Origin of the sequence: Marimonas lutisalis, from assembly GCF_005434965.1 — a bacterium.
In the GTDB taxonomy this organism is placed as follows: domain Bacteria; phylum Pseudomonadota; class Alphaproteobacteria; order Rhodobacterales; family Rhodobacteraceae; genus Marimonas_A; species Marimonas_A lutisalis.
On sequence record NZ_SKCI01000002.1, the window covers coordinates 454,714 to 480,799 of the forward strand.

The 26,086-nt window shown below is 60.9% G+C and carries 20 protein-coding genes; 10 read left to right on the top strand and 10 right to left on the bottom strand.

Annotated features, from left to right (window positions below):
• Positions 1-12 precede the first annotated feature (12 nt).
• From pncB to E0501_RS10350, 3 genes are read left to right on the top strand one after another with little or no spacing between them, the layout of a single operon-like run.
• Complete coding sequence (gene pncB / locus E0501_RS10340) at positions 13-1,302, top strand: nicotinate phosphoribosyltransferase (protein WP_137701291.1); 1,290 nt, start codon at positions 13-15, stop codon at positions 1,300-1,302.
• A complete protein-coding gene (locus E0501_RS10345) occupies positions 1,292-2,485 on the top strand; it encodes an ImmA/IrrE family metallo-endopeptidase (RefSeq protein WP_137701292.1) in 1,194 nt (397 codons plus the stop codon). Before pncB ends, E0501_RS10345 begins: the two co-directional genes overlap by 11 nt.
• 12 nt (positions 2,486-2,497) lie before the next feature.
• Positions 2,498-2,980: a DUF4411 family protein gene (locus E0501_RS10350; RefSeq protein WP_205123482.1), complete on the top strand. Its 483-nt coding sequence runs from the start codon at positions 2,498-2,500 to the stop codon at positions 2,978-2,980.
• 7 nt (positions 2,981-2,987) lie between these two features.
• Here E0501_RS10350 and arfB read toward each other — a convergent pair whose 3' ends face one another.
• From arfB to E0501_RS10375, 5 genes are all read right to left on the bottom strand, one after another.
• Positions 2,988-3,404, bottom strand: a complete 417-nt coding sequence (gene arfB / locus E0501_RS10355) for an alternative ribosome rescue aminoacyl-tRNA hydrolase ArfB (protein ID WP_137701294.1) — start codon at positions 3,402-3,404, stop codon at positions 2,988-2,990.
• A gap of 331 nt (positions 3,405-3,735) precedes the next feature.
• Positions 3,736-4,377: a queuosine precursor transporter gene (locus tag E0501_RS10360; RefSeq protein ID WP_137701295.1), complete on the bottom strand. Its 642-nt coding sequence runs from the start codon at positions 4,375-4,377 to the stop codon at positions 3,736-3,738.
• A 94-nt stretch (positions 4,378-4,471) separates the two neighbouring features.
• Positions 4,472-5,356 (bottom strand): esterase-like activity of phytase family protein, encoded by an 885-nt coding sequence (locus E0501_RS10365; protein ID WP_137701296.1) that lies wholly within the window; start codon positions 5,354-5,356, stop codon positions 4,472-4,474.
• Positions 5,329-6,189 (bottom strand): penicillin-insensitive murein endopeptidase, encoded by an 861-nt coding sequence (gene mepA, locus E0501_RS10370; RefSeq protein ID WP_137701297.1) that lies wholly within the window; start codon positions 6,187-6,189, stop codon positions 5,329-5,331. The genes E0501_RS10365 and mepA overlap by 28 nt, the downstream gene beginning before the upstream one ends.
• Positions 6,171-7,553 (bottom strand): MFS transporter, encoded by a 1,383-nt coding sequence (locus E0501_RS10375; protein ID WP_137701298.1) that lies wholly within the window; start codon positions 7,551-7,553, stop codon positions 6,171-6,173. Before E0501_RS10375 ends, mepA begins: the two co-directional genes overlap by 19 nt.
• Before the next feature lie 154 nt (positions 7,554-7,707).
• On the opposite strand from E0501_RS10375, the gene E0501_RS10380 reads away from it, so the two are divergent.
• The 3 genes from E0501_RS10380 to yaaA all read left to right on the top strand — a co-directional run bounded on the left by E0501_RS10380 (position 7,708) and on the right by yaaA (position 10,897).
• Entirely contained in the window at positions 7,708-7,992 is a 285-nt protein-coding gene (locus tag E0501_RS10380; RefSeq protein WP_137701299.1) for a YggT family protein, read from the top strand.
• A 72-nt stretch (positions 7,993-8,064) separates the two neighbouring features.
• Positions 8,065-10,104 carry a DNA helicase RecQ gene (gene recQ, locus E0501_RS10385; protein ID WP_137701300.1) on the top strand — a complete coding sequence of 680 codons (2,040 nt, stop codon included), beginning with the start codon at positions 8,065-8,067 and terminating at the stop codon, positions 10,102-10,104.
• Between the two features lie 31 nt (positions 10,105-10,135).
• Positions 10,136-10,897, top strand: a complete 762-nt coding sequence (gene yaaA, locus E0501_RS10390) for a peroxide stress protein YaaA (protein WP_137701301.1) — start codon at positions 10,136-10,138, stop codon at positions 10,895-10,897.
• Here the strand turns inward: yaaA and E0501_RS10395 are convergent.
• Positions 10,894-13,095 carry a response regulator gene (locus E0501_RS10395; protein WP_137701302.1) on the bottom strand — a complete coding sequence of 734 codons (2,202 nt, stop codon included), beginning with the start codon at positions 13,093-13,095 and terminating at the stop codon, positions 10,894-10,896. The two genes, yaaA and E0501_RS10395, sit on opposite strands and share 4 nt — an antisense overlap.
• 141 nt (positions 13,096-13,236) lie before the next feature.
• On the opposite strand from E0501_RS10395, the gene E0501_RS10400 reads away from it, so the two are divergent.
• Together E0501_RS10400 and pbpC are read left to right on the top strand one after the other, a co-directional pair.
• Positions 13,237-18,672: an alpha-2-macroglobulin family protein gene (locus E0501_RS10400; protein WP_328591472.1), complete on the top strand. Its 5,436-nt coding sequence runs from the start codon at positions 13,237-13,239 to the stop codon at positions 18,670-18,672.
• Positions 18,669-20,711, top strand: coding sequence for a penicillin-binding protein 1C (gene pbpC / locus E0501_RS10405; protein WP_407943408.1), 2,043 nt, complete (start codon positions 18,669-18,671; stop codon positions 20,709-20,711). The genes E0501_RS10400 and pbpC overlap by 4 nt, the downstream gene beginning before the upstream one ends.
• On the opposite strand, the gene E0501_RS10410 is transcribed toward pbpC, so the two are convergent.
• The 4 genes from E0501_RS10410 to E0501_RS10425 all read right to left on the bottom strand — a co-directional run bounded on the left by E0501_RS10410 (position 20,708) and on the right by E0501_RS10425 (position 25,146).
• Positions 20,708-21,886, bottom strand: coding sequence for an acetyl-CoA C-acyltransferase family protein (locus E0501_RS10410; RefSeq protein WP_137701304.1), 1,179 nt, complete (start codon positions 21,884-21,886; stop codon positions 20,708-20,710). The genes pbpC and E0501_RS10410 overlap by 4 nt on opposite strands.
• Positions 21,887-22,195: 309 nt before the next feature.
• Positions 22,196-23,380: an MFS transporter gene (locus E0501_RS10415; protein ID WP_137701305.1), complete on the bottom strand. Its 1,185-nt coding sequence runs from the start codon at positions 23,378-23,380 to the stop codon at positions 22,196-22,198.
• Positions 23,381-23,452: 72 nt separating this feature from the next.
• Entirely contained in the window at positions 23,453-24,175 is a 723-nt protein-coding gene (locus tag E0501_RS10420; RefSeq protein WP_137701306.1) for a metallophosphoesterase family protein, read from the bottom strand.
• Positions 24,176-24,213: 38 nt separating this feature from the next.
• Positions 24,214-25,146 carry a LysR family transcriptional regulator gene (locus E0501_RS10425; RefSeq protein WP_235857806.1) on the bottom strand — a complete coding sequence of 311 codons (933 nt, stop codon included), beginning with the start codon at positions 25,144-25,146 and terminating at the stop codon, positions 24,214-24,216.
• A gap of 86 nt (positions 25,147-25,232) precedes the next feature.
• On the opposite strand from E0501_RS10425, the gene E0501_RS10430 reads away from it, so the two are divergent.
• Positions 25,233-25,697 (top strand): cupin domain-containing protein, encoded by a 465-nt coding sequence (locus tag E0501_RS10430; RefSeq protein ID WP_137701307.1) that lies wholly within the window; start codon positions 25,233-25,235, stop codon positions 25,695-25,697.
• Between the two features lie 4 nt (positions 25,698-25,701).
• Entirely contained in the window at positions 25,702-26,076 is a 375-nt protein-coding gene (locus tag E0501_RS10435; RefSeq protein WP_137701308.1) for a hypothetical protein, read from the top strand.
• Positions 26,077-26,086: the final 10 nt, after the last annotated feature.

Sequence of the window (26,086 nt, forward strand, 5' to 3'; positions counted from 1 at the left end):
AGGGGCCCTGCCTTGGATATCGCCACCCGCGTCTGGAACCACAAGTGGAAGATCGACCCGATCGTGCGCTCGCTGATCGACAACGATTTCTACAAGCTTCTGATGTGCCAGTCGGTCTTCCATAACAAGCCCGACACCACGGTCACCTTCTCGCTCATCAACCGCACCAAGAAAATCCGCCTGGCCGAGCTCATCGACGAAGGCGAGCTGCGCGAACAGCTCGACCATATCCGCTCGCTCTCGCTCTCGCGCGGCGAAAGCACCTTCCTGCGCGGCAACACCTTCTATGGCAAGCGCCAGATGTTCCGCCCCGACTTCATGGAATGGTTCGAAAACCTCCGCCTGCCGCCCTATCACCTGGAAAAACGCGACGGCCAGTTCGAGCTCACCTTTGAAGGCAAATGGCACGAGGTCATGCTCTGGGAAATCCCCGCCCTCGCCGTGCTGATGGAGCTGCGCGGCCGCGCCGTCCTCAACCGCATGGGCAAGTTCGAACTGCAGGTGCTCTATGCCCGCGCGATGACGAAACTCTGGGAAAAGGTCGAGAAACTCCGCGGCATCGAAGGCCTCAGGATCGCCGATTTCGGCACCCGCCGCCGCCATTCCTACCTTTGGCAGGACTGGTGCGTTCAGGCCATGCTGGAGGGCTTGGGCGAGGCCTTCGTCGGTACCTCGAACGTGCATATCGCCATGAAGCGCGATCTCGAGGCGATCGGGACGAACGCGCACGAACTGCCCATGGTCTATGCCGCGCTGGCCCAGGACGATGCCGCGCTGGCACGGGCCCCCTATGACGTGCTGGCCGACTGGCACAAAGAGCATGAGGGCAACCTGCGCATCATCCTGCCCGACACCTACGGCACCAAGGGCTTCCTCGACCGCGCGCCCGACTGGCTGACGCAATGGACGGGCGTGCGCATCGACAGCGGCGATCCCGTGATCGGCGCCGAAACCGCGATCGATTGGTGGACATCGCGCGGCGAGGACCCGCGCGAGAAGCTGGTGATCTTCTCCGACGGGCTCGACGTCGACAAGATCATCGACCTGCAGGCGCATTTCGCCGGGCGGGTGAAGGTGTCCTTCGGCTGGGGCACTCTGCTGACGAATGATTTCCGCGGGCTGGTCGACGACGACGCATTGGCGCCCTTCTCCCTCGTCTGCAAGGCCGTGGCCGCCAACGGCAACCCCACGGTCAAGCTCTCCGACAACCCCAACAAGGCGATGGGCCCCGCCGACGAGATCGCCCGCTACAAGCGGGTGTTCGGGGTGGGCGAGCAGGAGCGGATGGAGGTTGTGGTTTGAAGGTCTTGTGCAACTTAAGAAACAGTATAACCTTAGCGACGTAGAGATGCCGAACATAAACCCTGATATAACTATTTGGGCGCGGGAAACTGCGGGCTATGACCTCATTGAGGCGAGCCAAGTATTGGGCATCTCTGAAAATTCGCTGAGCAGAATAGAGTCAGGGGAAAAAGAACCAACTCGAAACCAAATCAAGAAGATGGCGGCTAAGTATAGGAGACCGTTAGTTACTTTTTACTTGCGAGATCGCCCGAGAACCAGTGAGGCACCAAAAGACTTTCGAAAAGTCGTTGATCCGATTGTCGGAGAAGAAGCACGGATATTTGCGCTCTATAGAGAGATTGGATCGCGGCAGTCAATTGTAAGATCAATGATCGAAGAAGATGACGAAGTCGACCATCTCGAATTTGTTGGTAGCCTCAAATCTATTGATAATGTTTTCTCTGCTGCCGAAACGATTGAAGATATACTGGGATTCACCCGTCATGATTTTCGTCGTGAGAAGTCCGTCGATTTAGCATTCTCCGCCTTGCGTCAATCTGCCGAGCAGGCAGGAATATTTGTAATTCTACAGGGTCATTTGGGGCATTACACAACTTCTATACCAGTATCGGCTTTCAGGGGTTTTGCACTTGCGGATGATATTGCTCCATTTATCGTAATAAACGAGTACGATAGCAAGTCGGCATGGAGCTTTACTCTGCTGCATGAGCTTTGCCACATTCTGTTGGGCCAATCAGGAATTAGCGGGTATAATTCAGAAAGCAAAGTTGAGGCTTTTTGCGACAGAGTAGCTGCGGCATTTCTAGTTTCTGAAGAAGATTTTGATCAGCTTGACAAAAGATCGGTAGCCATTGATCCACACTCAGCAGTGAATGAGATTTCGAAGAATTGGAATGTCAGTCGGCTAATGGTTGCTTATAACTTGGCTGGGAGATCGATAATTAGTTGGCCCGTATATGAAGAACTTCAACGCCGGTTCGAAAGTGAAAGGGAAGAAAGAAGACACCGGAAGCGCGATGGGCATCCATCACCATATGTTGTCAAGCGTCATCGATTGGGTAAAGCGCTTGTCAATTTAGTCGGAGAGTATGTGGCCAGTGGAATAATGACTTCTAGTAAGGCAGCGCTGGTCCTAGGGGTGAAGCCGACAGCCGTCGGCAAACTTGTTTCGGGCGGATAGAGGTTAGAGATAGTGCTGTTTCTTCTTGATGCTGATACGATAATTACAAGTGAACGAAACTCTTATAATCTTGAAGGTTTTGAGCCATTTTGGTGGTGGTTGGTTGAAAAAGGAGAGAATGGCGATGTTAAGATTCCTATTGAACAGTTCGAGGAGGTAACCGATGGAACTGGAGCAATTGTGGATTTTCTTGGACAGAAAGAAGTGGAAGAAGCACTTGTCCTCTCAGAGGATGCAGACCCTGAAATAGTAAGCAGAGTAGTTGAGCAGGGGTACGGTGATTTAGATGATAGAGAGATATTGAAAATTGGCCGCGATCCATTCTTGATTTCTTATGGAGTTATTGACCCGGAAAATAGGAAAATTGTAACTTACGAAAACTCGGCTCCATCAAAAGTTCGAGCAAATCGTAAAGTCCCTGATGTTTGCCGAGATTTTGGAATACATAGTTGCACCATGTTTGAGTTGGTGAGAGAACTCAAATTCAAAATGTAGGCGCTTCTTATTCAACCTTCCCCCGCAACTTCTTCACCTCCCCCCGCTCCTTCTTCGCCTTGAGCCGCCGTTCCTTCGACCCTTTCGTCGGCTTCGTCGGGATCCGGCGCTTGGGTTTCACCAGCGCCCGCTGGATCAGCTCAACAAGCCGCTCCCGCGCGATCTCGCGGTTGCGGGCCTGGTGGCGGGTTTCGTCGCATTGGATGATCAGCGCGCCGTCCTTGGTCCAGCGGCGTCCGGCCAGCCTCTTCAGCCGCGTCTTCACCGGGCCGGGCAGCGCGGGGGAGCGGGCGGCCTCGAACCGAAGCTCGACCGCCGTCGCCACCTTGTTCACGTTCTGCCCGCCCGGGCCGCTGGCGCGGGTGAACTGTTCGGTCAGTTCCCAGTCCTCGATCGTGATCTCGTCGTTAATTCTTAACGGCATGGGGGCCTTTCGGGCGGCAGCCGGATGTCAGCCGGGGGGTGCACGCAAATCACCCCCCTGTTTTCGGGGTGTTGCGTGAAAGGGTAAACGCCCCGCGCGCAAACGAAAAGGGCCGCCCCCAGCGATGGAACGGCCCTTCGAGATTTAAGGAGGTGCGAAGGTTAGGTTGCACCAATTTGGGGTATTCAGTTACCCGAGGGCTGCCTCAGGTCCGCGTCTCCCAAACTGTTCCGACGCCTTTCTCCATGATCTCAATAGACACTAGAGCACCTCCTTTCGTTTGTTTCGCCTGGGTCCAGCCTGACACAGACGACTCATATGTCAAACAAAATCATGTGGTGCGGGCGGTCAAAGACCCCACGATGATGCGGAAGGGCACAAGAGCGATTAAAGCGACGGCAAGTTTGACAAGCCAGTCGGCCACCGCGAGCGTGACCCAGAGCGGCGCCTCGGCGCCCACGGTCATGAACGGCGCGGGGCCCTGCGCCCAGCTGATCGCCGCATCGGCGTTTTCCCCGAAGGACAGCATGGCCGAAAACGCGATGGTGAAGAAGAGCGCGGTATCGAGCGCCGATCCCACCAGCGTGCTGACCAGCGGCGCGCGCCACCAGCGGCCGCCACGGAAGCGATTAAACACTGCAACATCAGTGAGTTGCGCGATCAGGAACGCCGTGCCCGAGCCGACAGCGATGCGCAGCGGAACGGCGGCATATTCATAGCCGTCGCCCTGCAGCATGATCTGGCTGCCGATGAGAGAGCAGACGATGCCGGTGACAAACCCGGCAAACACCACCTTGCGCGCCGGGCCGGGCCCGTAGACGCGGTTCATCACGTCGGTGACGAGGAAGGCAAAGGGATAGGTAAAGGCGCCCCAGGTCAGGAGCCCATCGAGAAGCAGGAATTGAACGAGAACGTTCGAGGCCACGACAATGGCGGCCATGGCAAGAATGCCGGGAAGGTGCGTGCGGTTCATGGTTTCTTAAGCCCGTTTTGACATGGTTGCGGCGACATGGTTCGCCCACGCGGCGAACGGGCGGCGTTTACGGGGTTTGATTGGCTTTGGCAAGCTATTCCTGCCCCGGTTGCTCCACGGCGTATTCCACGATTTCGGTCCGCTGGAAGAAGCGGAAGTTGTCATCCGAGATCATCGTGAGGCGAATGCGCCCCTGCTCGTCGTGCGATACGGCCAACCCTTCGAGGTTGTCATGCCGTCCGGGCGGAGTTTGCAGAACGGTGGTGTCATGCCAGCCGTTTCCCGTTTCAACGACACGGCGCACGCGGCTCGCAAAGGCAAGGCCGGTGAACGCGCGTTCGAGCACGTAAAGCGCGCCGTCCGGCCCGAAATCCGCGCCAACGGGCACAAACCCGCCCGAACGGGTAAGCTTGTGGATGACGCGCCATTGCCCGCGCTCCAGCCGATAGACCGGTGCCGCACCTGAGTAGTGGAAGCGTTCCGGCAGGGCATGCAGTCGGCCGCTGGTATCAATGGCCAGCGCTTCAATACCACCGTTCGACGGGAAGCGACCGAAATCGGGATGCCGGGGCAGGGTGGTCTTTTTCCCCTCGCGGGATATTGCGTGAACAGTGTGGGATTGCTCGAACGACACGATAATCCTGTCGCCGGACAGGGCCAGTCCCTCGCTGTCATTCTCGAACTTGCTGTCCGGAGCCGAGGTCTCCAGCGGCCGGAATGCAATCAGGTCGACGCCGCGAATTGTTCCTCCATCGCGCCGGATGCGACCGGTGGCCAGATGCCCGCGGTCTGTGATCGCCTGGAACGTCGCGCCATCATCGCTGAAATCCAGACCCGAGAACCCGCCGAACTGAACGTGGTCCAGTGTCCATGTGAAACGACCCAGAAACTGACCAGGCCGGGGCTCTTCGGCCGAGCCGGTCAGCGTCAAACCCGCCAGTATCGCCGCGCCTAACGCGATCGCAGGACGCCAGCGCATTGTCGGGGCAGATCGGCGAGAACGTATTCGCGGCGTTTCTTGGGCTTGTAATTGGGGTCGGGCGGCGGCGGGTTGAGGATGTTGTTCACCCACTCCTGCGCTTCCTTGCAGCCGTCGCCGGGTGGCGGGGCAGCCTGGTTTTCGCAGCCACGCATGCCACGCGGACAGTTGAGTCGTACATGGAAATGATAGTGATGGCCCCACCAGGGCCGAACCTTGCGCAGCCAAGCGCGGTTGCCCTTTTCATCTTTGCACATCTGTGCCTTCGCACCAGGAAAAACGAAGATACGGGCCGTGCGCCGGTCCGAAGCGGCAGCCTTGATGATCTCGTGATGGGCCCGGGTCCAGTTCGAGTTCACATAGGCGCCCTTGGCGCGGCGTAGTGAAACCGATGAAATGCTCTCACGTTGGCTGCGTGAAAGGTTCAGGCGCTGCGCGGGCAGCATCCAGATATCGATATCCAGACCGATCTGATGGCTGCGATGCCCCGACAGCATCGGCCCGCCACGCGGCTGGCTGATGTCGCCGATGTAAAGCCCGTTCCAGCCCGGCTGGCTGGCCGCCTTGCGGCTGAGATCCTGGATGAAGTCGATGGTTTCGGGATGGCCCCAGTTGCGGTTACGGCTCAGGCGCATTGCCTGCCAGGTCGGCCCTGTTTCCGGAAGTTCGACTCCGCCGGCAAGGCATCCCTTGGCATAGCCGCCAAATGACGCCGGCTTTTGTTGCGAGGGCGCCGATTCCGCGCCGAAAAGTTGCTTGGCCAGCTTGTCTGCTGCAAGGCCGGGTGTGACCAAACCAAGGGCCAGGGCAATCGTCAAGATGAAACGGACCATGTTTCCTTGTCTCCTTCGGCTTTGACCCATCGTAGCAGGATCAGGCCGATAAGAAAGAGCAGGATCACAGGAGAAACGCCCAGTCGCGCGCTTCCGCTTATTGCGGTAGCAACGCCGATCAGGGCAGGCGCCATGAAGGCGGTGGCCCGGCCCGAGAGACCGTAGAGACCAAAGCTTTCGGTCGGCGCGGCCGGGTCGGTGTGGCGCACCATCAACGTGCGTGAGGCAGCCTGAAGTGTCCCGCCCATACCGCCTATCACTACACCGCAGCCAAAGAACACGATGTCAGGCAGGCGCGATCCTTCGGGCAGCGCAAACCCGAAGAAGGTTTCGCGCGACATCCCCACGATAGTGGTGCAGACGAGGATCAGCATCCAGATCGCAAAGATGATCACCGGTTTTGGTCCAAGGCGCTTGTCGATCTTGCCGCCGATCCAGCTGAAGAACGCAGCGGAAATGCCGCCGACGATGCCGAAAATGCCGATTTGCGTCAGCTCCCAATTGAGCACCAGCTTGGCGTAAACACCGCCGAATCCATAAAGCCCGTTCAGCGCGTCACGGTAGAACATTGAGGAGCCGAGATAGGCCGACAGGCTGATGCGGTTCTTAAGGTTGCCCAGGGATTTGCCAAGAAGTGCAAGCGCATTTCCAAACGATCCCTTTTTTCGTTCCGACGGATCATCGCGGACCCATAGGAAATACGGGATCATGAATATGACGAACCAGATCGCGGTGATCGGGCCGACGGCGCGCGTGCCCTCTTGTTGCGTCGCATCAAGACCCAGAGCGGGATCGAGCCCGACCAGGGTTTTTCCGCCTGCTTGTTCGACGAAGAGCACCAGCATGATCGCCAGCGCGACAAGCCCGCCCACATAGCCGAAAGCGAAACCCGAGCCCGAAAGCTCGCCAGCGTTATCGTGGTCGGAAATCGAGGGCAGCTGCGAATTAACAAAGATGAGTGCGTATTCCGCGCCGACAAAACCGATGCCGAAGGCGATAAGGGCGAACCACATGTTCGAGCCATCGGGCATCGTGTACCACAAGGCCCAGGATCCGAGCGCATACATGATGGAAAATCCGAATATCCACGGGATGCGGCGCCCGGCGGTATCGGCAAGTGCCCCCATGATCGGCGCGCCGAACCCGATGATCAGCCCGGAAATTGCCAGGCACCAGGACCACACGGTTTGCGCCTTGGCGTCCGCGGCCTGTTCGCTCATGCCTGACGACATGAAGAACTCGGCCGCCACACCGGCAAAGAAGGGGCTGAAAACAAATGTCACGAGAAGGGTGTGATAGGGCTGGCTTGCCCAGTCGAAAAACCACCAACCCCAGATCCGCTTGCGCGCAGAGATACCGCTCATTCCCATCCCCTTTTCTGGGGAGAACTAGACAGGCAATTGACAGATGAGGCAAGGAATTCCTGACCTTGACAAGCTCGCCCTTTACTTGTGCCCCTTGCCCTTGAGGCACTTGTTGCCTACCTGTGCGACAGGCAACAATACAAGGAACATCAACATGATGGCGATCTATGGGCCGCTCGCGTTGATTCTGGACGTGGCGTTTTTCATCCTGCTGGCCCATATCATCATGAGCTGGCTGATCAACTTCCAGGTTCTCAACCTGCGTCAGCCGTTCGTGGCGCAGATCTGGTACGGTCTGAACAAGCTACTCGAACCGATCTATGCGCCGATCCGCCGGATCCTGCCGGACACCCGTCCGCTTGATCTGTCGCCATTGGTGGTCTTCATCATCATCATTTCGCTGCGCGATTTCATCCTGCCGGAGTTGTTGTTGCGCTGATCCGTCTCTTGTTCATCTTTCCTTAAAATGTGAAAGTTCCTGTAAGAGCAGTAAACGCACTACAGGATCCTCATGACAGGCGCTGCCACGCTTCTGAGCGACGTATTCGGATTCGACCGGTTTCGCCCCGGACAGGAAGAGATCGTCGATGCCGTGGCGGATGGCAGAAACGTTTTGGCGATCATGCCGACAGGCGGTGGCAAGTCCCTGTGTTTTCAGTTGCCCGCATTGATGCGCGATGGCGTGACGGTTGTGATTTCCCCTTTGATTGCCCTGATGCGCGACCAGGTTCGCGCGCTGCGAGAGGCGGGTGTTGAGGCCGGCGCCCTGACCAGCGGCAATACCGAGGAAGAAACCGACGCGGTTTGGGCGGCACTGGACGAGGGGCGATTGAAGCTCCTTTATATCGCGCCTGAGCGACTGGCTGCCGGCTCGGCCCTGGGCATGCTGCGGCGGATCGGTGTCGGACTGATCGCGGTGGACGAGGCCCATTGCGTCAGCCAGTGGGGCCATGATTTCCGTCCCGACTATCTGCGCATCGGTGAACTGCGTCGCGTACTTGATGTGCCGCTGGCCGCTTTTACCGCCACCGCCGATCAGGAAACCCGGCAGGAGATCATCGAGCGGCTTTTCGATGGGCAAGAGCCCGAGGTTTTCCTGCACGGGTTCGACCGGCCGAATATTCACCTGGCCTTTTCGGCAAAGGATAGTCCGCGGCGCCAGATCCTGGACTTCGCCGCAGCGCGCAAGGGGCAGTCGGGGATCGTTTATTGCGGCACCCGCGCCAAGACCGAGGGTCTCGCGCAAGCGCTGCGCGACGCTGGGCACAATGCCTGTCACTATCACGGCGGAATGGAGGCCGGCGACCGCCGCCATGTCGAGCACCGTTTCAATTCCGAGGATGGATTGATCGTGGTGGCGACTGTGGCTTTCGGCATGGGGGTAGATAAACCCGATATTCGCTGGGTGGCCCATGCCGACCTACCCAAATCGATCGAGGCCTATTACCAGGAAATCGGCCGCGCAGGCCGTGATGGCGCCCCGGCCGAGACGCTGACGCTCTTTGGCCCGGACGATATCCGCTTGCGCCGATCACAGATCGACGAGGGTTTGGCGCCGCCCGAACGGCGCGCCGCCGATCATGGCCGGCTGAACGCGCTTCTGGGCCTGGCGGAAGCGCTGGAATGCCGCCGAAAAACGCTGCTTGCCTATTTCGGAGAGACCAGCGAGGCCTGCGGCAACTGCGATATCTGCGACAACCCGCCAGAGGTGTTCGATGGTACCGAGGCAGTGCGCAAAGCGCTGTCAGCCGTGCTGCGCACCGAGGAATGGTTCGGGTCTGGGCATCTTATCGACATCCTGCTTGGCAATCAGACAGACAAGGTTCGTCAACGTGGTCATGACAGTTTGCCGACCTTCGGCGTGGGCAAGGACTTTTCGCGCGGGCAATGGCAGGCGATTTTTCGGCAGATGATGGGCTATGATCTGCTGCGCCCTGACCCCACGCGCCACGGCGCCCTGCGCATGACGGATGCCGCCCTGCCCATCCTGCGGGCTGAGGCTGGATTGTCCCTGCGGAAGGACACGATCCGCAAGATGGCCGCGCGGCCGGTGGCAAAAGAGCTCGTTTCGGATGAGGATGCACCGCTACTCTCTGCCCTCAAGGCCAAGCGCCGCGCGCTGGCCGAGGCTGCGGCGGTGCCGGCATATATCATCTTCAATGATCGCACATTGATCGAAATAGCCGAGACGCGACCGCAGACGTTGGACGACATGGCGCGGATCGGCGGCGTGGGCGCCAAGAAACTCGAACGCTACGGCGATGCGTTCCTGTCCGTCATCGCCGGGGAGGTCGCGCAGGTGCATCCGCAGCGGCGCAAGCTGGCTGGGCGCAGTGCCGGCGATCTTTACGACCGGCTGTTGGAAGTTCAGGCCGATCTGGCTCGCGGAGAGACCGGAATCGAAAAACCGATGACTTGCTCGGCTTCGCTTTTGGCAAAAGTTGCCGCGTCGCGCCCCGCCGATTTCGCGGCGATAGAGCGCATTCTTGGCGCGCGTCGGGCGGAACGTTTCGGGGTGGCCTTTCTGGAAATCCTGCATGAGGAAGGTTAAGTCCCCCGAAGCAAGCCAATGAGAGGATAACATGCTGATTGTCGTATCGCCGGCCAAACGGCTTAACGAGGCTCCGGTTGCGAATTTCGATCTGACGGAGCCGGTGTTCAAGGACGAAGCGAGCGAACTCGCCGATGTCGCGCGCGGCCTGTCGCAGGCGGACCTGAGCAAGCTGATGGGGATCAGCGACAAACTTGCAAAGCTCAACCATGACCGGTTCCGCGATTTTGGTGACATGGATCGCGGTGCCGCGGCGCTGATGTTCGACGGAGATACCTATGCCGGGCTTGAAGCGGCCTCGCTCGATCCGGAAGAAATGGCATGGGCGTCGGATCATCTGCGCATCCTGTCCGGGCTTTACGGCCTGTTGCGACCGACCGATGCAATCGAGCCTTACCGGCTCGAAATGGGAAGCCGGTTGAAGAACCCGAAAGGCAAGAACCTCTACGAGTTCTGGAGATACCGTATTTCGAAAGCGTTGAACGAACAGGCCGCGCACCTTGGTACCGATGTGTTGGTCAATTGCGCCAGCCAGGAATATTTTGGTGCGATTGATGCCAATGCGCTGCAATTGCGGGTGATAGAGCCCGTTTTCATGGAAATGCGTTCCGGCCAGCCGAAGATCATCAGTTTCTTTGCCAAGAAGGCCCGCGGAGCGATGGCCCGTTTCATCATTCAGAACCGGCTCTCGGAACCCGAGGCATTGAAGGATTTCGACACCGGCGGATACGCCTACGCCCCCGACATGTCAGACGGCGACCGGATGGTGTTTCTTCGCAACGAAAACGCCTAACTGACTGCTCGGCCAGACACAGGTATTACCGGGCGGGCGTCCGGTGGACAGGTTTCGCCGATCATCGCGAAGATCTCGGCCTTGCGAAGTGGCTTGGTCAGATAGTGATCCAATCCGGCGGCAAGAATTCCATCGCGGTCGCCGTCCATGGCATGCGCTGTCAGGGCGACGATCGGAACGTGACCGCCGGTTTCGCGTTCTAGCGCACGGATCTCCTGCGTGGCTTCCTTGCCGTCCATCTTCGGCATCGAGATGTCCATGAAGATGACGTCCGGTTCGTAATCCTTGAAAAGCTGAACTGCTTCGAGACCATTGCCTGCGAATTGCAGGTCGATGTCCAGCGACTTGACCATTTTGCGAAAGACGAGCTGGTTGGTCTTGTTGTCTTCGGCGGCCAGAATCCGCATCGCTCGCTTTTTCGACTTGTCGATCTGGTTCGGTGCTTCTGGGGCCGCGGCATGCGCATCCGGGGGGGTGCCGGTATTTAACTGGATGGCGCGGAAGAGCTCTCGCCGAGGGGTGGGTTTTTGCAGGACACCATTAATGCAGGAAAGCGAGGGATCATTGTCGGCTGCAGCGGAGTTGGAGCTTATCAGGATGATCGGCATTTCAAGACCGCGTTCGCGGACTGCGCGCGCAAACTCCAACCCGTCCATCTCGGGCATGTTGTGATCGGTCATGACCAGGTCGATCGTGTCATCGAGGGCCGCCAGAGCGTCACGGCCGTTTGCAAGGCTCAGCACGTGAGCGCCGAGCGCTTCGATCTGTTTGGACAGGATCAGGCGATTGACCTCGAGATCGTCGACGATCATCACATTTCTGATGTTTCCGGGCAGCCCCGGCGCGGCATCCGTATCGGTATCCGTCGTCTCCATTGTCACGCGGAAACCAAAGCATGAGCCCTGGCCCTCCTCCGAGTCGACCCAGATGGAACCGCCCATCATGCCGATCAGTTTTTCACTGATGGCAAGACCAAGACCTGTGCCCTCGAATTGCCGGTTGCGTTCATCCTCTACCTGGTTGAACTCGCCGAAGATCAGGTCCATCTTGTCGGCAGATATGCCGATCCCAGTGTCTTCTACCGTGATGTGGATTTGCGTGTCGGCGCTGTTTTCCTGCTGAAAGCCGACGACGCGGACCAGCACATGGCCTTCCAGTGTGAATTTCACGGCATTTCCGATAAGGTTGGTGAGAACCTGGCGGATACGCCCAGGATCACCGACGAAGACGGTGGGCAGGAAAAGATCGTAGTCGACAAGAGTATCAATGCCTTTGTCGCGCGCGGCCGGTTGCGGCAGCATCACGATTTCGTGGATGCATCGCTCAAGATCGAATGGTTCGGGATGAAGAACCAGTTTCTCGGCTTCGATTTTCGAATAGTCGAGCACGTCATTGATGATAACCAGCAGCGCTTCGCCCGAGTTCTTGATTGTATCGACATAGAGTTTTTGCTCATCGTCTAGCACTGTGTCTCGCAAGAGTTCGGCCATGCCGATAACGCCGTTCATCGGCGTGCGAATCTCGTGACTCATATTTGCCAGGAAGGATGACTTCGCGCGGTTGGCGGCTTCGGCGCGTTCGCGCGCGTCTCGAAGTTCTTTTTCGTAACGGATCGTCTCGGTGATGTTGAGCGCAAGGCTGACAACATCCCCGCCATGACCGCGTTGATCGATCAGTTTGATATATTGTTCGTTCCACAGACGGATTACCACGGGTTCGGGCGTGGGCGACTGCCAGCGTTGCATCATCATGGCACGCCAGTCCGCCGGCTTCTTGTCGCCGATGTTAACGATGCCTTCTCCGGTGGCGAGTTGAAGGATGCGGATATAGCTGACGCCAGGCGCGATTTCCTCGAGCCCGTCAAAGACAGAAAGGTAGGAATTGTTGGCCGCAATCATACGGCTGTCGACGTCGAAGAAGGCAAAGCCGTCCTGAATGGTTTCGATCGAGTGCCAAAGGCGCCGTTCAGCAACCTCGATCTTCTGATGGGCTGCCGTGAAATCGGACTTGACGCGCTGGTTTTCGCCGCGGACATTTTCGACCTCTGCCCGGGTCTCGACGATTTCATCCGAGAGTTTGCGCGCGTGCTGACCGAGCTTGCGGTTGGCGGCAAACAGCTCGGCTTGTTTCTGTTCCAGAAGGCGTTCGGCAGCGAGCCTCAGCCGCCGTTCCTCCGCCAGTTTGTTCGCAAGGCTCATGCGTACGGTCTCCGACCTCTCTGTCAGGGTCGCCTGCAGGCTCGGTCATTATGGTGAATATTCACTTAACCCGAAAACGGGGAATCGTTGCGAAACAGCAGGGCCCATGCCACCATTCGTGCATTGACGAAGGAGGATTTGGTGCGTGTATTCGTTCTGGTCGTGCTGGCCTGGCTGAGCTTTTCCACGATCGCCTTCGGGCAGGATCTTGTTCCGGAGCGGCGTCTGGTCGTAACAAATGACGTCGATTTCTTCGGGTCGGACCTGCAGTCATTGTTCGATACCGATTTGCAATCTTGCCAGACCGCATGCCTTGCCGATCCACGATGCCGTGCCTTTACCTTCAACGCGCGGTCGAATGCATGTTTCCCGAAATCCGAAGTCCGCGAGAAACGCCCGTATGAAGGAGCGATTTCGGCGGAAGTGCTGAATACCGATCCGCGAACCATCGAGCTTGCCAGAATGCGCACGGTTGACCTGGGTTTTCTCAGCGCGCGTGACCTGAACAGCGCGGTTTCACAAGCGCGAGGGATCGGGCCGCTGCATCCGGGTGGGCAATGGGATGTCGCGAGCCTTCTGCGTGCCGCGGATGAGCGGCGCAAGATCGGCGATCCGCTGAATGCAATGCGTTGGATCGGGGCGGCCGTTGCAGTGACAGATGCGGGTGATCAATGGGTCGAGTACGCCCGGCTGGCGCTGGAAATCAAAAGCTCGAAATCCTCCGAGCAGCGTATGTATGCCGCGCGCGCTCTGGGCGCCGCAATCAACGGATACCTACGCGCATCGCGCGATCCACAGCGGGTAAACGCGCTTTCGGTCATCGCTGACGCGTTGGAGCGTGGCAATCGTGGGCGCGACATGATTCCGGCTTTGCGCCTGGCCGAGTTGATCCAGCCACGCGAAGACCTGTCAGAGAAGCTGGACCGTGCAATCGGAAAATACGGGTTTCGCATCACCGAACACGTCGTCGAAAGCGACTTGGCCGAGCCGCGCGTCTGCGCCGAGTTCTCCGAGCCGCTGGTTAAGGCCGGGACCGATTACAGCACGTTCCTTGGCCTGCCGGACCAGCGTATGGCGGTCGAGGTTGAGGGTGATCGTCTGTGCGTCCAGGGCGTGGAGCATGGGCAGCGTTACAAGATCGTATTTCGTCAAGGGCTGCCTGCGGCCAGCAGTGAGAAACTGATCAAGGATATCGAACTTGCCTTCTATGTTCGCGACAGATCGCCTTCGGTGCGGTTCCCCGGTCGGGCCTATGTGTTGCCGAAAACCGCTGATGCGGCCCTTCCCGTACAGACCGTCAATCTGGAAACCGTCGATTTGCGGCTGCGCCGGGTAAGTGACAGAAACCTGTTGCGCGCCATTCAGGATGGGTATTTCGGGCGGCCGTTGTCCTACTACGCAGATGAACGATTCACCGGTGAGGTCGGCGAAGAGATCTGGACCGGAACCGGCGAGGTGCGCAATGAACTGAATCAGGACATGACCACGCGTCTTCCGGTCGGCGATATCATTGGTGATCTGCCGCCTGGTGTCTATGCATTGACGGCCTCGATCCCGGGCGGAAACACCTATGACGACGAGGGCGCCACGCAGTGGTTCGTTTTGTCCGACCTGGGCATTTCCACGCTGAGCGGAAGTGACGGATTGCATGTCTTCGTACGCGCACTGGGTACGGCTCAGGCCCGCGAGGGGGCCATGGTCACGCTTTTGTCACGGGCTAACCGGGTTCTGGGCACCGCACGCACCGATTCTGACGGTTACGCGCGGTTCGAGGCTGGTCTGACACGAGGCACGGGCGGGGCCGAACCTGCTCTTGTCACTGTCGAGGATGGGGCCGACGATATGGCGTTCCTGTCACTGAAAGATCCGGCATTCGATTTGTCTGACCGTGGTGTCGAAGGACGCGCACCGGCGGGTCCGATCGACGTATTCCTGACCACTGACCGAGGCGCATACCGTGCAGGGGAAACAGTTCACGCCACGGTTCTGGCCCGCGACGGTGTCGCGGCCGCCGTCGAGGGCTTGCCGTTGACCGCGATCCTGACGCGGCCCGACGGAGTGGAATATGCACGGCAGCTGTCGCAAACGGAGCAGGCGGGCGGCCATGTCTTTGCCATGCCGGTTGGCGCGACTGTGCCGCGCGGTGCCTGGCGCCTGGACATCAAGGCCGATGTCGATGCGCCGTCACTGGCGAGTACCACGGTGCTGGTCGAGGATTTTCTTCCAGAGCGGATAGACTTCGGCATGTCTTTAGCGGAGGGCACATTGGCACCGGGCAAGCCCGCGCGCCTGACGGTTGAAGCGCGGTATCTTTTTGGCGCGCCGGCCGCCGACCTTCCCGTCGAAGGTGATACCATTTTGCGCGCACGCCGGACGGTCGAGAGCTTGCCGGGATACGTTTTCGGCCGACATGACGCGCGGGCGACGCCGCGGCGCGGGGGCTTCAGCGGACAGCGCACAGGAGCGGATGGTGTGGCCAGCGTGTCCCTGGAATTGCCTGAAGCGCCGGTCGATGATCGACCGCTCGAGGTCGAAGTCATCGGGCGCGCGTCAGAGGGATCGGGCCGGCCGGTCGAACGCCGTATCACGCGCGCGATTTCCCCGGCGGGTCCTGTGATCGGCATCAAGCCGATGTTCGAGGACGGCGTCGTCGCCGAGGGTACCGAGGCAGCGTTCGATGTGGTTGGCCTGTCGGCTCAAATGGTCGCGCAGCCGATGCAGGTACGCTGGACCGTAAACCGCGTGCGCACGCGGTATCAGTGGTACCAAGAATACGGTGAGTGGAACTGGGAACCCATCACGACACGCCGTGCTGTGGCAAGCGGCAATGCGATAATCGGAGGGGAACCGTTGCGCGTGTCGGCCCCGGTGGAATGGGGTCGCTACGAGCTGTTGGTCGAGCGGCTGGATGGGTCTTATGTGGCCAGTTCGGAGGACTTCTATGCCGGGTGGTACGCTCCGGCCGATGTCACTACGACGCCCGATATGCTGGAGCTGTCGCTGGACAAGCCCGGCTATCGCAGCGGCGAGATGGCGCAGCTGCGCCTGGTGCCGCGCTATGCCGGAAAAGCGATTGTCACCGTGATGTCCAACCGCCTGATCGCGATGAAGGCGATCGATGTGTCGGAAGGAGAAAACCTGGTTGACCTGGAGGTGACTGACGACTGGGGGGCAGGGGCCTATGTGACGGCTTCGGTCATCCGGCCTATGGATGTTTCGGCGGGGCAGAATCCGGCACGGGCCATGGGCCTTTCCTATGCTCCGATTGATCCGGGTGCAAAGCAGCTGAGTGTTTCGATCGACGTGCCGGCATCCGTCGATCCGCGTGGTCCGCTGGAAGCGGATGTGATCGTATCTGGTGTGGCCGAAGGTGATACAGGATATGTCACGGTCGCTGCGGTGGATGTGGGTATTCTGAACCTGACGGGTTTTCAAAGCCCTGATCCCTCTGGTCATTATTTCGGCCAACGTCGCCTTGGTATGGACATCCGCGATGTCTATGGCCGCCTGATCGACGGAATGAATGGCGCCATGGGCGAAGTGCGATCGGGTGGTGATGCCGGAAGCGAAATGAGGATGCAATCTCCGCCGCCGACCGAAGAACTGGTCGCTTATTTCAGCGGGCCGGTGACCGTTGGTCCAGATGGGCGGGCCCGGGTGTCATTCGATCTGCCCGAATTCAACGGCACGGTGCGCTTGATGGCCGTCGCATGGAGCAAGAGCGCCGTCGGACAGTCCGAGGCGGACGTTCTAGTGCGCGATCCGGTTGTCGTGACAGCCAGTCTTCCGCGATATCTGGCCCCCGGAGATCAGAGCCGGTTGTTGCTTGAAATTGTGCACGCAGACGGTCCTTCCGGGCGCATGGGGCTGGATGTGACAGCAGATGGTGTCGCATTGGACAGCATGGCGATCCCCTCGGGCGTAACGCTGGAAGATCAGGGTAAGGTCACGTTGTCGGTGCCGGTCACGGCGCAGGGGGCCGGTGACCACAAATTGAGCATTGTCTTGAATACGCCCGATGGCCGGCAACTGACCAAGAGGTTGGTCTTGCCCGTTCGTTCAAACGATCCGGAATTGTCGGTTACGCGGCGGTTCGATTTGGCTGCCGGTGACACGTTTACACTCGATGACAACGTGTTTGCCGGATTGCGCACAGGGACCGGTTCGGCCATCGTCTCGGCCGGCCCGCTGGCCAAGCTGGATGCGCCGGGGCTTCTTTCGGCGCTGGACCGCTATCCTTATGGCTGCACCGAGCAGGTAACGTCGGCCGCGATGCCGTTGCTATATTTCGGCCAGGTTGCTGAGGCTCTTGGTCAGGGTAGCCGTGCGAAGGTGCAAAAGCGGCTGGATCAGGCTATCGAGCGCGTGCTGAGCCGGCAATCCAGCAATGGCGCTTTCGGGCTTTGGTACCCGGACTCGGGCGATTTTTGGCTGGACGCCTATGTTTCCGATTTTCTGAGCCGCGCCCGCACCGAAGGGTATGAGGTGCCCCAGATCGCCTTCCGGCTGGCGATGGATAATCTGCGAAACCGTGTGAACTACGCCCCGGATTTTGACGAAGGTGGCGGTGATATTGCCTATGCACTGATGGTGCTGGCACGCGAAGGTGCAGCCGCGATGGCCGATTTGCGCTACTATGCGGATGTGAAGGCCGATGCGTTCACCACGCCGATCGCGGCTGCCCAGCTGGGCGCGGCATTGGCGTTTTATGGTGATCAGACCCGGGCCGATGCGATGTTTGCGCGAGCGGGCCAGATGATGCAATCGCGCCTTGGCGACGAAGCGGCCGTATGGCGGGCCGACTATGGCAGCAACCTACGCGATGCCGCGGGTGTTCTGACCCTCGCGACCGAGGCAGGCAGCAACGCCGTCGACCGCAGTCAGCTTGCCGATCGGATCGCTGGGGCCGGGCGGCGTATGTCAACGCAAGAGAGCGCCTGGACCCTTCTGGCGGCGCGCGCGCTGGTGAACGAGCCGGAGATAGGCGGGCTGAGCGTGAATGGCGCACCGGTTCAGGGCCCCCTTGTCGAGGTGATCGAGGCGGATACGCGCGGCAATGCTGTGGCCATTCGCAACGAAAGTGGCGAACCCACCGACGTTACGCTGACCACCTTTGGCGTGCCCCAGGTGCCGCCGCCGGCGGGTGGTTATGGATATCGTATCGAGCGTACCTACTACACGATGGATGGCCAACAGGTTCAGGAGCTTGCGCCCAAAGTCGGCGAGCGGCTGGTCGTCGTATTGCGCATCGCACCGTTCGAGCGAGGCGAAGCGCGACTGATGATCGGCGATCCGCTACCGGCAGGGTTCGAGATCGACAATCCCAACCTTCTGCGCTCGGGCGATATCCGTGCGCTCGACTGGTTGAAACCACAGCAGGCGCGGCACGCGGAGTTTCGGGCCGACAGGTTCCTGGCAGCGGTCGACTGGCGGTCGGACAAAGCGTTTCAGCTAGCCTATATCGTTCGCGCTGTGTCCCCGGGTGTGTTCCATCATCCAGCGGCGAATGTCGAGGACATGTATCGCCCGCACTACCGTGCGGTCACTGAAACAGGGCGCCTGCGCATTTCCGAATGATGCGGGCTGTCGTTATAGCGGCAGTTTGCCTGGCGTCGTTCGCGATCGGGGCGCAGCGGTTCGACGCGTGGATCGATGACACCGACCTGCCGCCGCTCTTGTCCGAAACCTCGGTTGAAATGCGTGACCGCCACGGCGACCTGCTGCGCGTCTACACCGTCGACAACGGGCGTTGGCGGCTTGGTGCCGGGGTAGCGCAGGTCGAACCTGTGTATTTGAAGATGTTGATCGCCTATGAAGACAAGCGCTTTTTCCAGCATCGCGGCGTTGATCCGCTGGCAATTCTGCGTGCGGTTGGACAGGCGATCCGGAACGGGCGCGTCGTGTCGGGCGGGTCTACACTGTCGATGCAGGTCGCGCGACTGTTGGAAGACAGCGGCACCGGACGGTGGCATGGTAAGCTGCGGCAGGTGCGCGTGGCATTGGCGCTGGAACGGCGATTGTCGAAAGAGGAAATCCTGAGCCTTTACCTGACACATGCGCCTTATGGCGGCAATCTGGAGGGGGCACGCGCGGCGGCATTGGCGTGGTTTGAAAAAGAGCCATCGCGTCTGACGCCGGCACAAGCGGCCATGCTGGTTGCCCTGCCGCAATCACCCGAAGCGCGCCGTCCAGACAGGGATTGGCGCGCTGCCAGTGCCGCGCGTGACCGTGTGCTTGCACGCGCCGCCGAGGCAGGGGTGATCACATCCGAGGCGCATGAAACGGCTCGCCGCGAACCTGTACCGCGCGCGCGTCATGCCTTTCCCGCGCTGGCCCCGCATCTGACGGACCGGGCCCGCGCCGAAGAACCATTGGCTGAACGCCTGCAACTGACAATCGACGCCTCCTTGCAATCGTCACTTGAGACGCTGGCGCAGGACAGCCTGCGGCAGATGCCGGGTCAGGTTTCAATCGCAATCGTGGTGGCGGACTATCGTAATGGCGAAATCCTCGCGTCGGTCGGTTCGGCAAGCTATGGGGAAGCCAGCGCGCGACAGGGATTTGTCGATATGACGAAGGCTCTGCGCTCTCCGGGGTCGACGCTGAAACCGCTGATCTATGCGATGGCATTCGACGGGGGCTTGGCGCATCCGGAGACGGTGATCGATGATCGACCTGTGGCATTCGGCGGCTACGCGCCGCAGAACTTCGATGGCCAATTCCGTGGCGAAATCCGTGTGTCCGAGGCGCTGCGGCAATCGCTGAATATCCCGGTGATCCTGTTGATGGATGAAATTGGCCCGGCGCGTTTCATGAGTGCTCTTCGCCGGGCCGGTGTTGACGCGATGGTGCCGGGGGGCAAGCCGGGGCTGGCCGTGGCGCTTGGCGGGTTGGGCGTCACGCTGGAAGACATGGTGGGCCTTTATGCGGGTCTGGCACGGGGCGGAGAAGCCATTGATCTGAAGTGGAAAAATGGCGCCGCCGTGACGGCAGGGCAGCAATTCGTCGATCGCGCGGCGGCCTGGCAGGTTGGGCACGTTCTGGCCAGCCTGACACCCCCGGGCGCCAAGGCTGAAGGACGGTTGGCATTCAAGACTGGCACGTCTTATGGCCACCGGGACGCCTGGGCTATCGGGTTTGACGGACGGCACGTGGCCGGGGTTTGGATTGGCCGGCCCGATGGCACGCCCGTGCCGGGTGCCTTTGGCGGCGACCTGGCCGCGCCGGTGCTGGTCGAGGTATTTCAGCGCGTGAAGCCCGAGTTGGACCCGCTGGGACCGCCGCCCCCCGAAACGCTGATCCTGAGCACCAGCCAACTGCCGCAGCCGCTACAGCGGTTCCGTGGGCGCGAAACGGTATTCAAGGCGGACGCAGAGGCACCGGTTCTGGCGTTTCCACCGGATGGTGCGCGCGTGCCACTCGAGGTGGGGCTGCCATTGGTGGTGAAACTGCGGGACGGGGCACCGCCCTTTACGGTGCTGGCCAATGGCGCGCCTGTCGCCATTGGCGCATACCAGCGCGAGATTGCGTTGGAGCAGGTCGGCAAGGGGTTTGTCACCCTGTCGGTCATCGACGCGCGCGGGCGATCCGCGCGCGCCGCGATCCGCGTGGATTAAAGGCGTTCGATGGCCAGTGCGATGCCCTGGCCGCCACCGATACACATGGTGATCAGCGCCTTGGAACCGCCGATCCGTTCAAGCTCGTAAAGGGCCTTCACGGTGATGATGGCGCCGGTTGCGCCCACCGGGTGGCCGAGGGCAATTGCACCGCCATTAGGGTTCACCTTGGCCGGGTCGAGACCGAGCCCCTTGTTCACGGCAAGGGCCTGCGCGGCGAAGGCTTCGTTCGACTCGATCACGTCGAAATCATTGATTTTCAAACCGGTTCTGGCCAGAAGGTTCTCGACTGCGGGGATCGGGCCGATGCCCATGACCTGTGGCCGCACCCCTGCATGCGCATAACCCAGAACGCGGGCCTTGGGTTTCAGTCCGGCCTTCTCAGCCGCGTCCGCGCGGGCGAGGACGAGGGCGGCGGCGCCGTCGTTGATGCCGCTGGCATTGCCGGCGGTGACGCTGCCGTCTTTCTGGAAAGCAGGACGCAGGCCGGCGAGACCTTCGAGCGTGGTGTTCGTCTTGAGATGTTCGTCAGTGTCGAAAGCGACCATATCGCGTTTGACCTTCACCTCGACCGGGACGATCTGGCTTTGGAAGCGGCCTTCCTCGATGGCGCGGGCGGCGCGTTTCTGGCTTTCCAGCGCAAAGGCATCCTGCGCTTCGCGGCTGATGTGGTGTTCTGCGGCCACGTTCTCGGCGGTGACCCCCATATGCCCCGTTCCGAAGGGGCAGTTGAGCGCACCGAGCATCATGTCGAGCGTGCGGATGTCACCCATTTTCGAGCCCCAACGCTGGTCAGGGACGATGTAGGGCGAGCGGCTCATCGCTTCGGCGCCGCCGGCAAGGCCGAAATCCGCATCGCCCAGCATGAGATTTTGCACAACAGAAACAATGGCTTGTGCGCCAGAGCCGCAAAGCCGGTTCACATTCATCGCGGGCGTCGTATCGGGGATGCCCGCGTCCATTGCTGCCACGCGACTGAGATACATGTCGCGCGGTTCCGTGTTGATCACGTGCCCGAAGGCCACGTGCCCGATCTGCCCACCTTCGACGCCCGCGCGTTCCATTGCAGCCTTCGCCGCGATGGCGCCGGTTTGCGCCGGGGGTGTGCCGGCGAGTGAGCCGCCGAAGGTGCCGATGGCGGTGCGGGCGCCGTCGAGGATTACGATGTCTGTCATGGTTTTATCCCGAGAGAGTTAAGATTTTCGACAGGGACCATACGCCCGAAGCGAAAGCAATGGCAGAGCAACGTTTCGTCATTTTTCCTTGTTTTTCAGGGCCACGGCGTGGAGGGAGAATTTCTCGGCCCGCCCAAGGCCATCAATTAACTTTTGAGTCGTTAACCGGATGGTAAGGGGGTGACTTGCGTGCACCGTCCGGCTGACATCCGGCTGCCGGCGAAGACCGCGATTTGACCCAGGCCCTGTTCGTGAACGGGGCGCGCGGGAGGGCAAGCCGGGATTAACCGGCGCTGCGATAGGACCCGCCTAACCGAAACGGGGTTCACCGCGTCGCCGCGCCACGGTGTAGAGGCCGGCCCCGAGCACGGCGGCACCGGCAAAGAGCAGCAGCATCGCATCGTATCCACCCCAGCCCCAGATCAGCGCGCCGAGGTAGGGGGCCTGCGCCGCGCCCACCAGGTAGAGCAAGGCGAGCGCCCCGGACTTGGCCCCGAAATTGCGCGGGCCGAGGATTTCGCGCGCGAGCAGCGGGCGCAGGATGCTGACCACGCCAACCGCGCCGCCGAAAAGCGGCACGAAAAACCACATGAGCACCGGCGCGTGTCCGGCGGCGATGAGCACGAGTTCCGCAACCCCGATCATAGCGAAACAGGCAAGTGCCAGACCATGATGCGAGAGATGGCGCCCGGCCCAGATCATCGCCAGCCGCCCGGCCACCTGCATCGGGCCGATGCAGGCGGCGACAAACACGGCCGTCGCGGGGGCGATGGCGTGATCGTCGAGGATCGGCAAAAGGTGCTGAAGCGTGCCTGAATGGACCGTCGCCATGAGTGCCATGGCAAGCCCGAGCGCCCAGAAGGCCGGGCGGCGCAGGTAGCGGGGCTGCGCCTCGTCCGGTTCGGCTGCGTGATGCGGGTCGGCCCGTCGTTCACCTTCGAGCCGTTCGGCTGCATACCACAGGAGCGGCGCGACAATGAAACTGACGAAGAGCCCGAGTGTGAGCACCGCCCCGCGCCAACCCAAAGCGCTGGCCAGCGCGTTCGAGACCGGAAAGCTGAGCGTGCCGGCAAAGCCCGCGACCAGCGTGATGGCGACGATGCCGCCCTTGGCGTCAGCGCCGCGGGCCCGGGTGACCAGCACGAAGCAGGGCTCGTAGAGGCAGCCGGCGAGGCAGAGGCCGATCAGGGCCCACAGCGCCTGAAACTGCCAGATGTCGTGAACCTGCGAGAGCATGGCGAGGGCAAGCCCGCCCAGCGCGGCGCTGCCGGCCATGAGCGCGGGGCCGTAGCCACGGTCGATCACCGGGCCGGCCACGGTAGAGGCGAGGCCGGAGAGAAACACGGCCATGGCGATGGCGGCGGAGAGCTGTGCCTTGGTCCAGCCAGGTTCGGCGACCCAATGCAGGATCAGTGCGGGAAAGACGTAGTAGAGCCCGGCCCAGACCAGTGTCTGGCCCGCGGCCATGATGAGGATGGTGCGATCGCGGAACATGGTGCCCTGCCTTGCCGCCGACGGACAAAGGGTTGGCCGGGGCGGACGGGATTGGCAAGGGACGACGTGCCGTCAGGGCTCGAGCGGCACGCGCCCGTCATCGGTGAGCACCCATACCTGCCGTCCCTCGATCGCGGCGGCGGTGAGCGGGCGGCCCCAGCCCGCGCCGCTGTCGAGGTTGACGCGGTTGCCGTAGTGGCGCGGCACCTCTTGCGCGGTGTGCCCGTGAATGACCAGCCAGTCGAACGGCTCGGACCAGGTGAGGAAGGGGTCGCGGATCCACAGGAGATCGTCTTCGGTCTGCCAGTCGAGGGGCAGGCGCGGCTGGATGCCGGCATGCACGAAGAGATGCGGCCCGCGTTCGAGGTAGAGCGGGCAGGCGGCGAGGAAATCGCGATGCGCCTGCGGCACGGCCCGTTGCGCGGCGGCCTGCAGGCGGGGCAGGCTTTCGGTGGGGTCGAGCCCGTAGGAGGCGAGCGTCTGGGCGCCGCCGAGACGATCATCGAGCCAGCCCTTGCCGGAGCGGATGAGCGGGTTTTCCGAGGTGCCCGTTTCGAGGAAATCCAGGAACAGCCGGTCATGGTTGCCCATCAGCACGGTCCAGTTGCGGCCACGTTCCTGCCCGGCGATCAGCGTGTCGATCACCGCGCGGCTGGCCGGGCCGCGATCGACCAGATCGCCAAGGATGACCACGGGCGATTGCGCGCCGCCATCGGCCTCGATCCGCGTGAGCGCATTAAGCAGCATTTCGTGCTGGCCGTGGATATCGCCGATGGCGTAGATCGTATCGGTCATTTGGTTTTCCTCTACCGCATCCGGAAGGGCGGGGAAAGTCAGCTGAGTGGGGCAAGGATGCCGGCGATCTGGTCGCGCAGCCATGTGTGGGCGGGATCATGCGTGGCGCGGCGGTGCCAGATCATGCAGAGCTGCACGGTTGCGACGGGCATGGGTGGGCGGTAGATCGACAGGCCGAGCCGTTCGGCGACCCGTTCGGCCAGGCGGGTGGGCAGAAGCGCGATCAGGTCGCTTTCGGCAACGGCGTTATAAACGCCTGAAAAAATCGGCATCGTCATCACTATATTGCGTTCGCGACCGATGGCATCGAGCGCGGCATCGCCCATGCCGCGCAACCGCCCTTCGGGTGAAAACAGCACGTGGCCGAGATCGCAATAGAGGTCGATGGGGATCACATCGCCCGGCGAGAGCCTGGCGTTGGCGATACGCGGGTGGCCGTTGCGAGCAATGAGCGAGAAAGTCGAGGTCATCACGTCGTGGCTGTCGGCCCAGTCGGGGAAATCGACACGCGGGATAAGTGCGAGATCGATATCAAATTGTTTAATCGTTTCAACATAGTTGTCGGGCACGAGATTGACCAGCTGGACACGGATGCCGGGGGCCGCGGCGGCCAGGTGGCGGGCAAGGTCCGGCATCAGCAGGTCGGCAAAGAAGTCGCTGCCCGAGATGCGAAAGCTGCGCTGTTCGGTCAGAGGATCGAAACGCGTGGGCGCCGAGAGAAGCGTCTCGATTTCGGCCAGGCGCTGGTGAAGCGGGTCCTTGAGGTCGAGCGCGAATTGCGTGGGTTCGAGGTGGCGGCCGATGCGGGTGAATAGCGGATCGTCGAGCGCGTGGCGCAACCGTGCGAGCGCGGCCGATACCGCGGGTTGTGACAACCCGATGCGCTGGGCGGCGCCGATGGTCGAGCCTTCCTGAAGAAGGGCATCGAGCACGCGGAGGAGGTTGAGATCGAGAGTTTTGAAATTCATCATGTTTATAGAAAACATATAAACAATAAATTTTCCATATCTCATGGGCAGGAGCATTCTGGCATCGGATCGGATGACAGGAGATCGGGATGCACATTCTGGGACCGGATACGGCGGAGTGGATGGGAACGGCCTATCGCTTTGTTCTGAACGCGGCGGACACGGGCGGCGCGGTGGCGGTTTTCGAAAGCGTGACCGGTCCGGGGCTGGGGCCGCCTCTCCACATGCATCGAGATGCGGACGAAACATTTGTCGTACAGTCCGGAGATGTGGAATTCTGGGTCGAGGGTGAGAGGTTCACACGGGGGCCGGGACAGGCCGCATTCGTCGCCAGGGGGCAAGAGCATACGTTTCGCGTGTGCGACACGGCGCCGGGGCGGATGCTGACCATGCTGACGCCCGGCGGGTTCGAAGAGTTTTTCCGTGAAGTGGCCGAGGGGGGATTCACACTCCCCGAGGATATGGGCCGGGTGTGTGAGGTGGCCGAAAAATACCAACTGGTCTTTACCGGTCCGCCGCTGGGCGGACGTGAAGACCCAAAAAAGGGAGGGTAGTGGAATGAAGGGTGTAGCATTGTATTTCTTTGCGACCGGAACGGTCGCGGTGACGCTGGGCATGGTCTGGGGCATCCAGATGTCGGCGACGCATGATCACACGTTGTCGGGCGCGCATGCGCACCTGAACCTGGTGGGCTGGGCGACGATGGCGTTGATGGGCTTGTATTATCACGTCACGCCGGCGGCGGCCGAGAAGGCCTTGGCCAAGGTGCATTACCTGGTGGCGCTGGCGGGGCTGGTGATAATGATCCCGGGCATCGTGCAGGCGATCCGGCAGACCGGCGAGACATTGGCGAAGGTGGGCTCGATCCTGACGCTTCTGTCGATGGTTATCTTCCTGGTCACGGTCATGATGAACGCGCGGCGGACGGCTTGAGCGTTTTCCG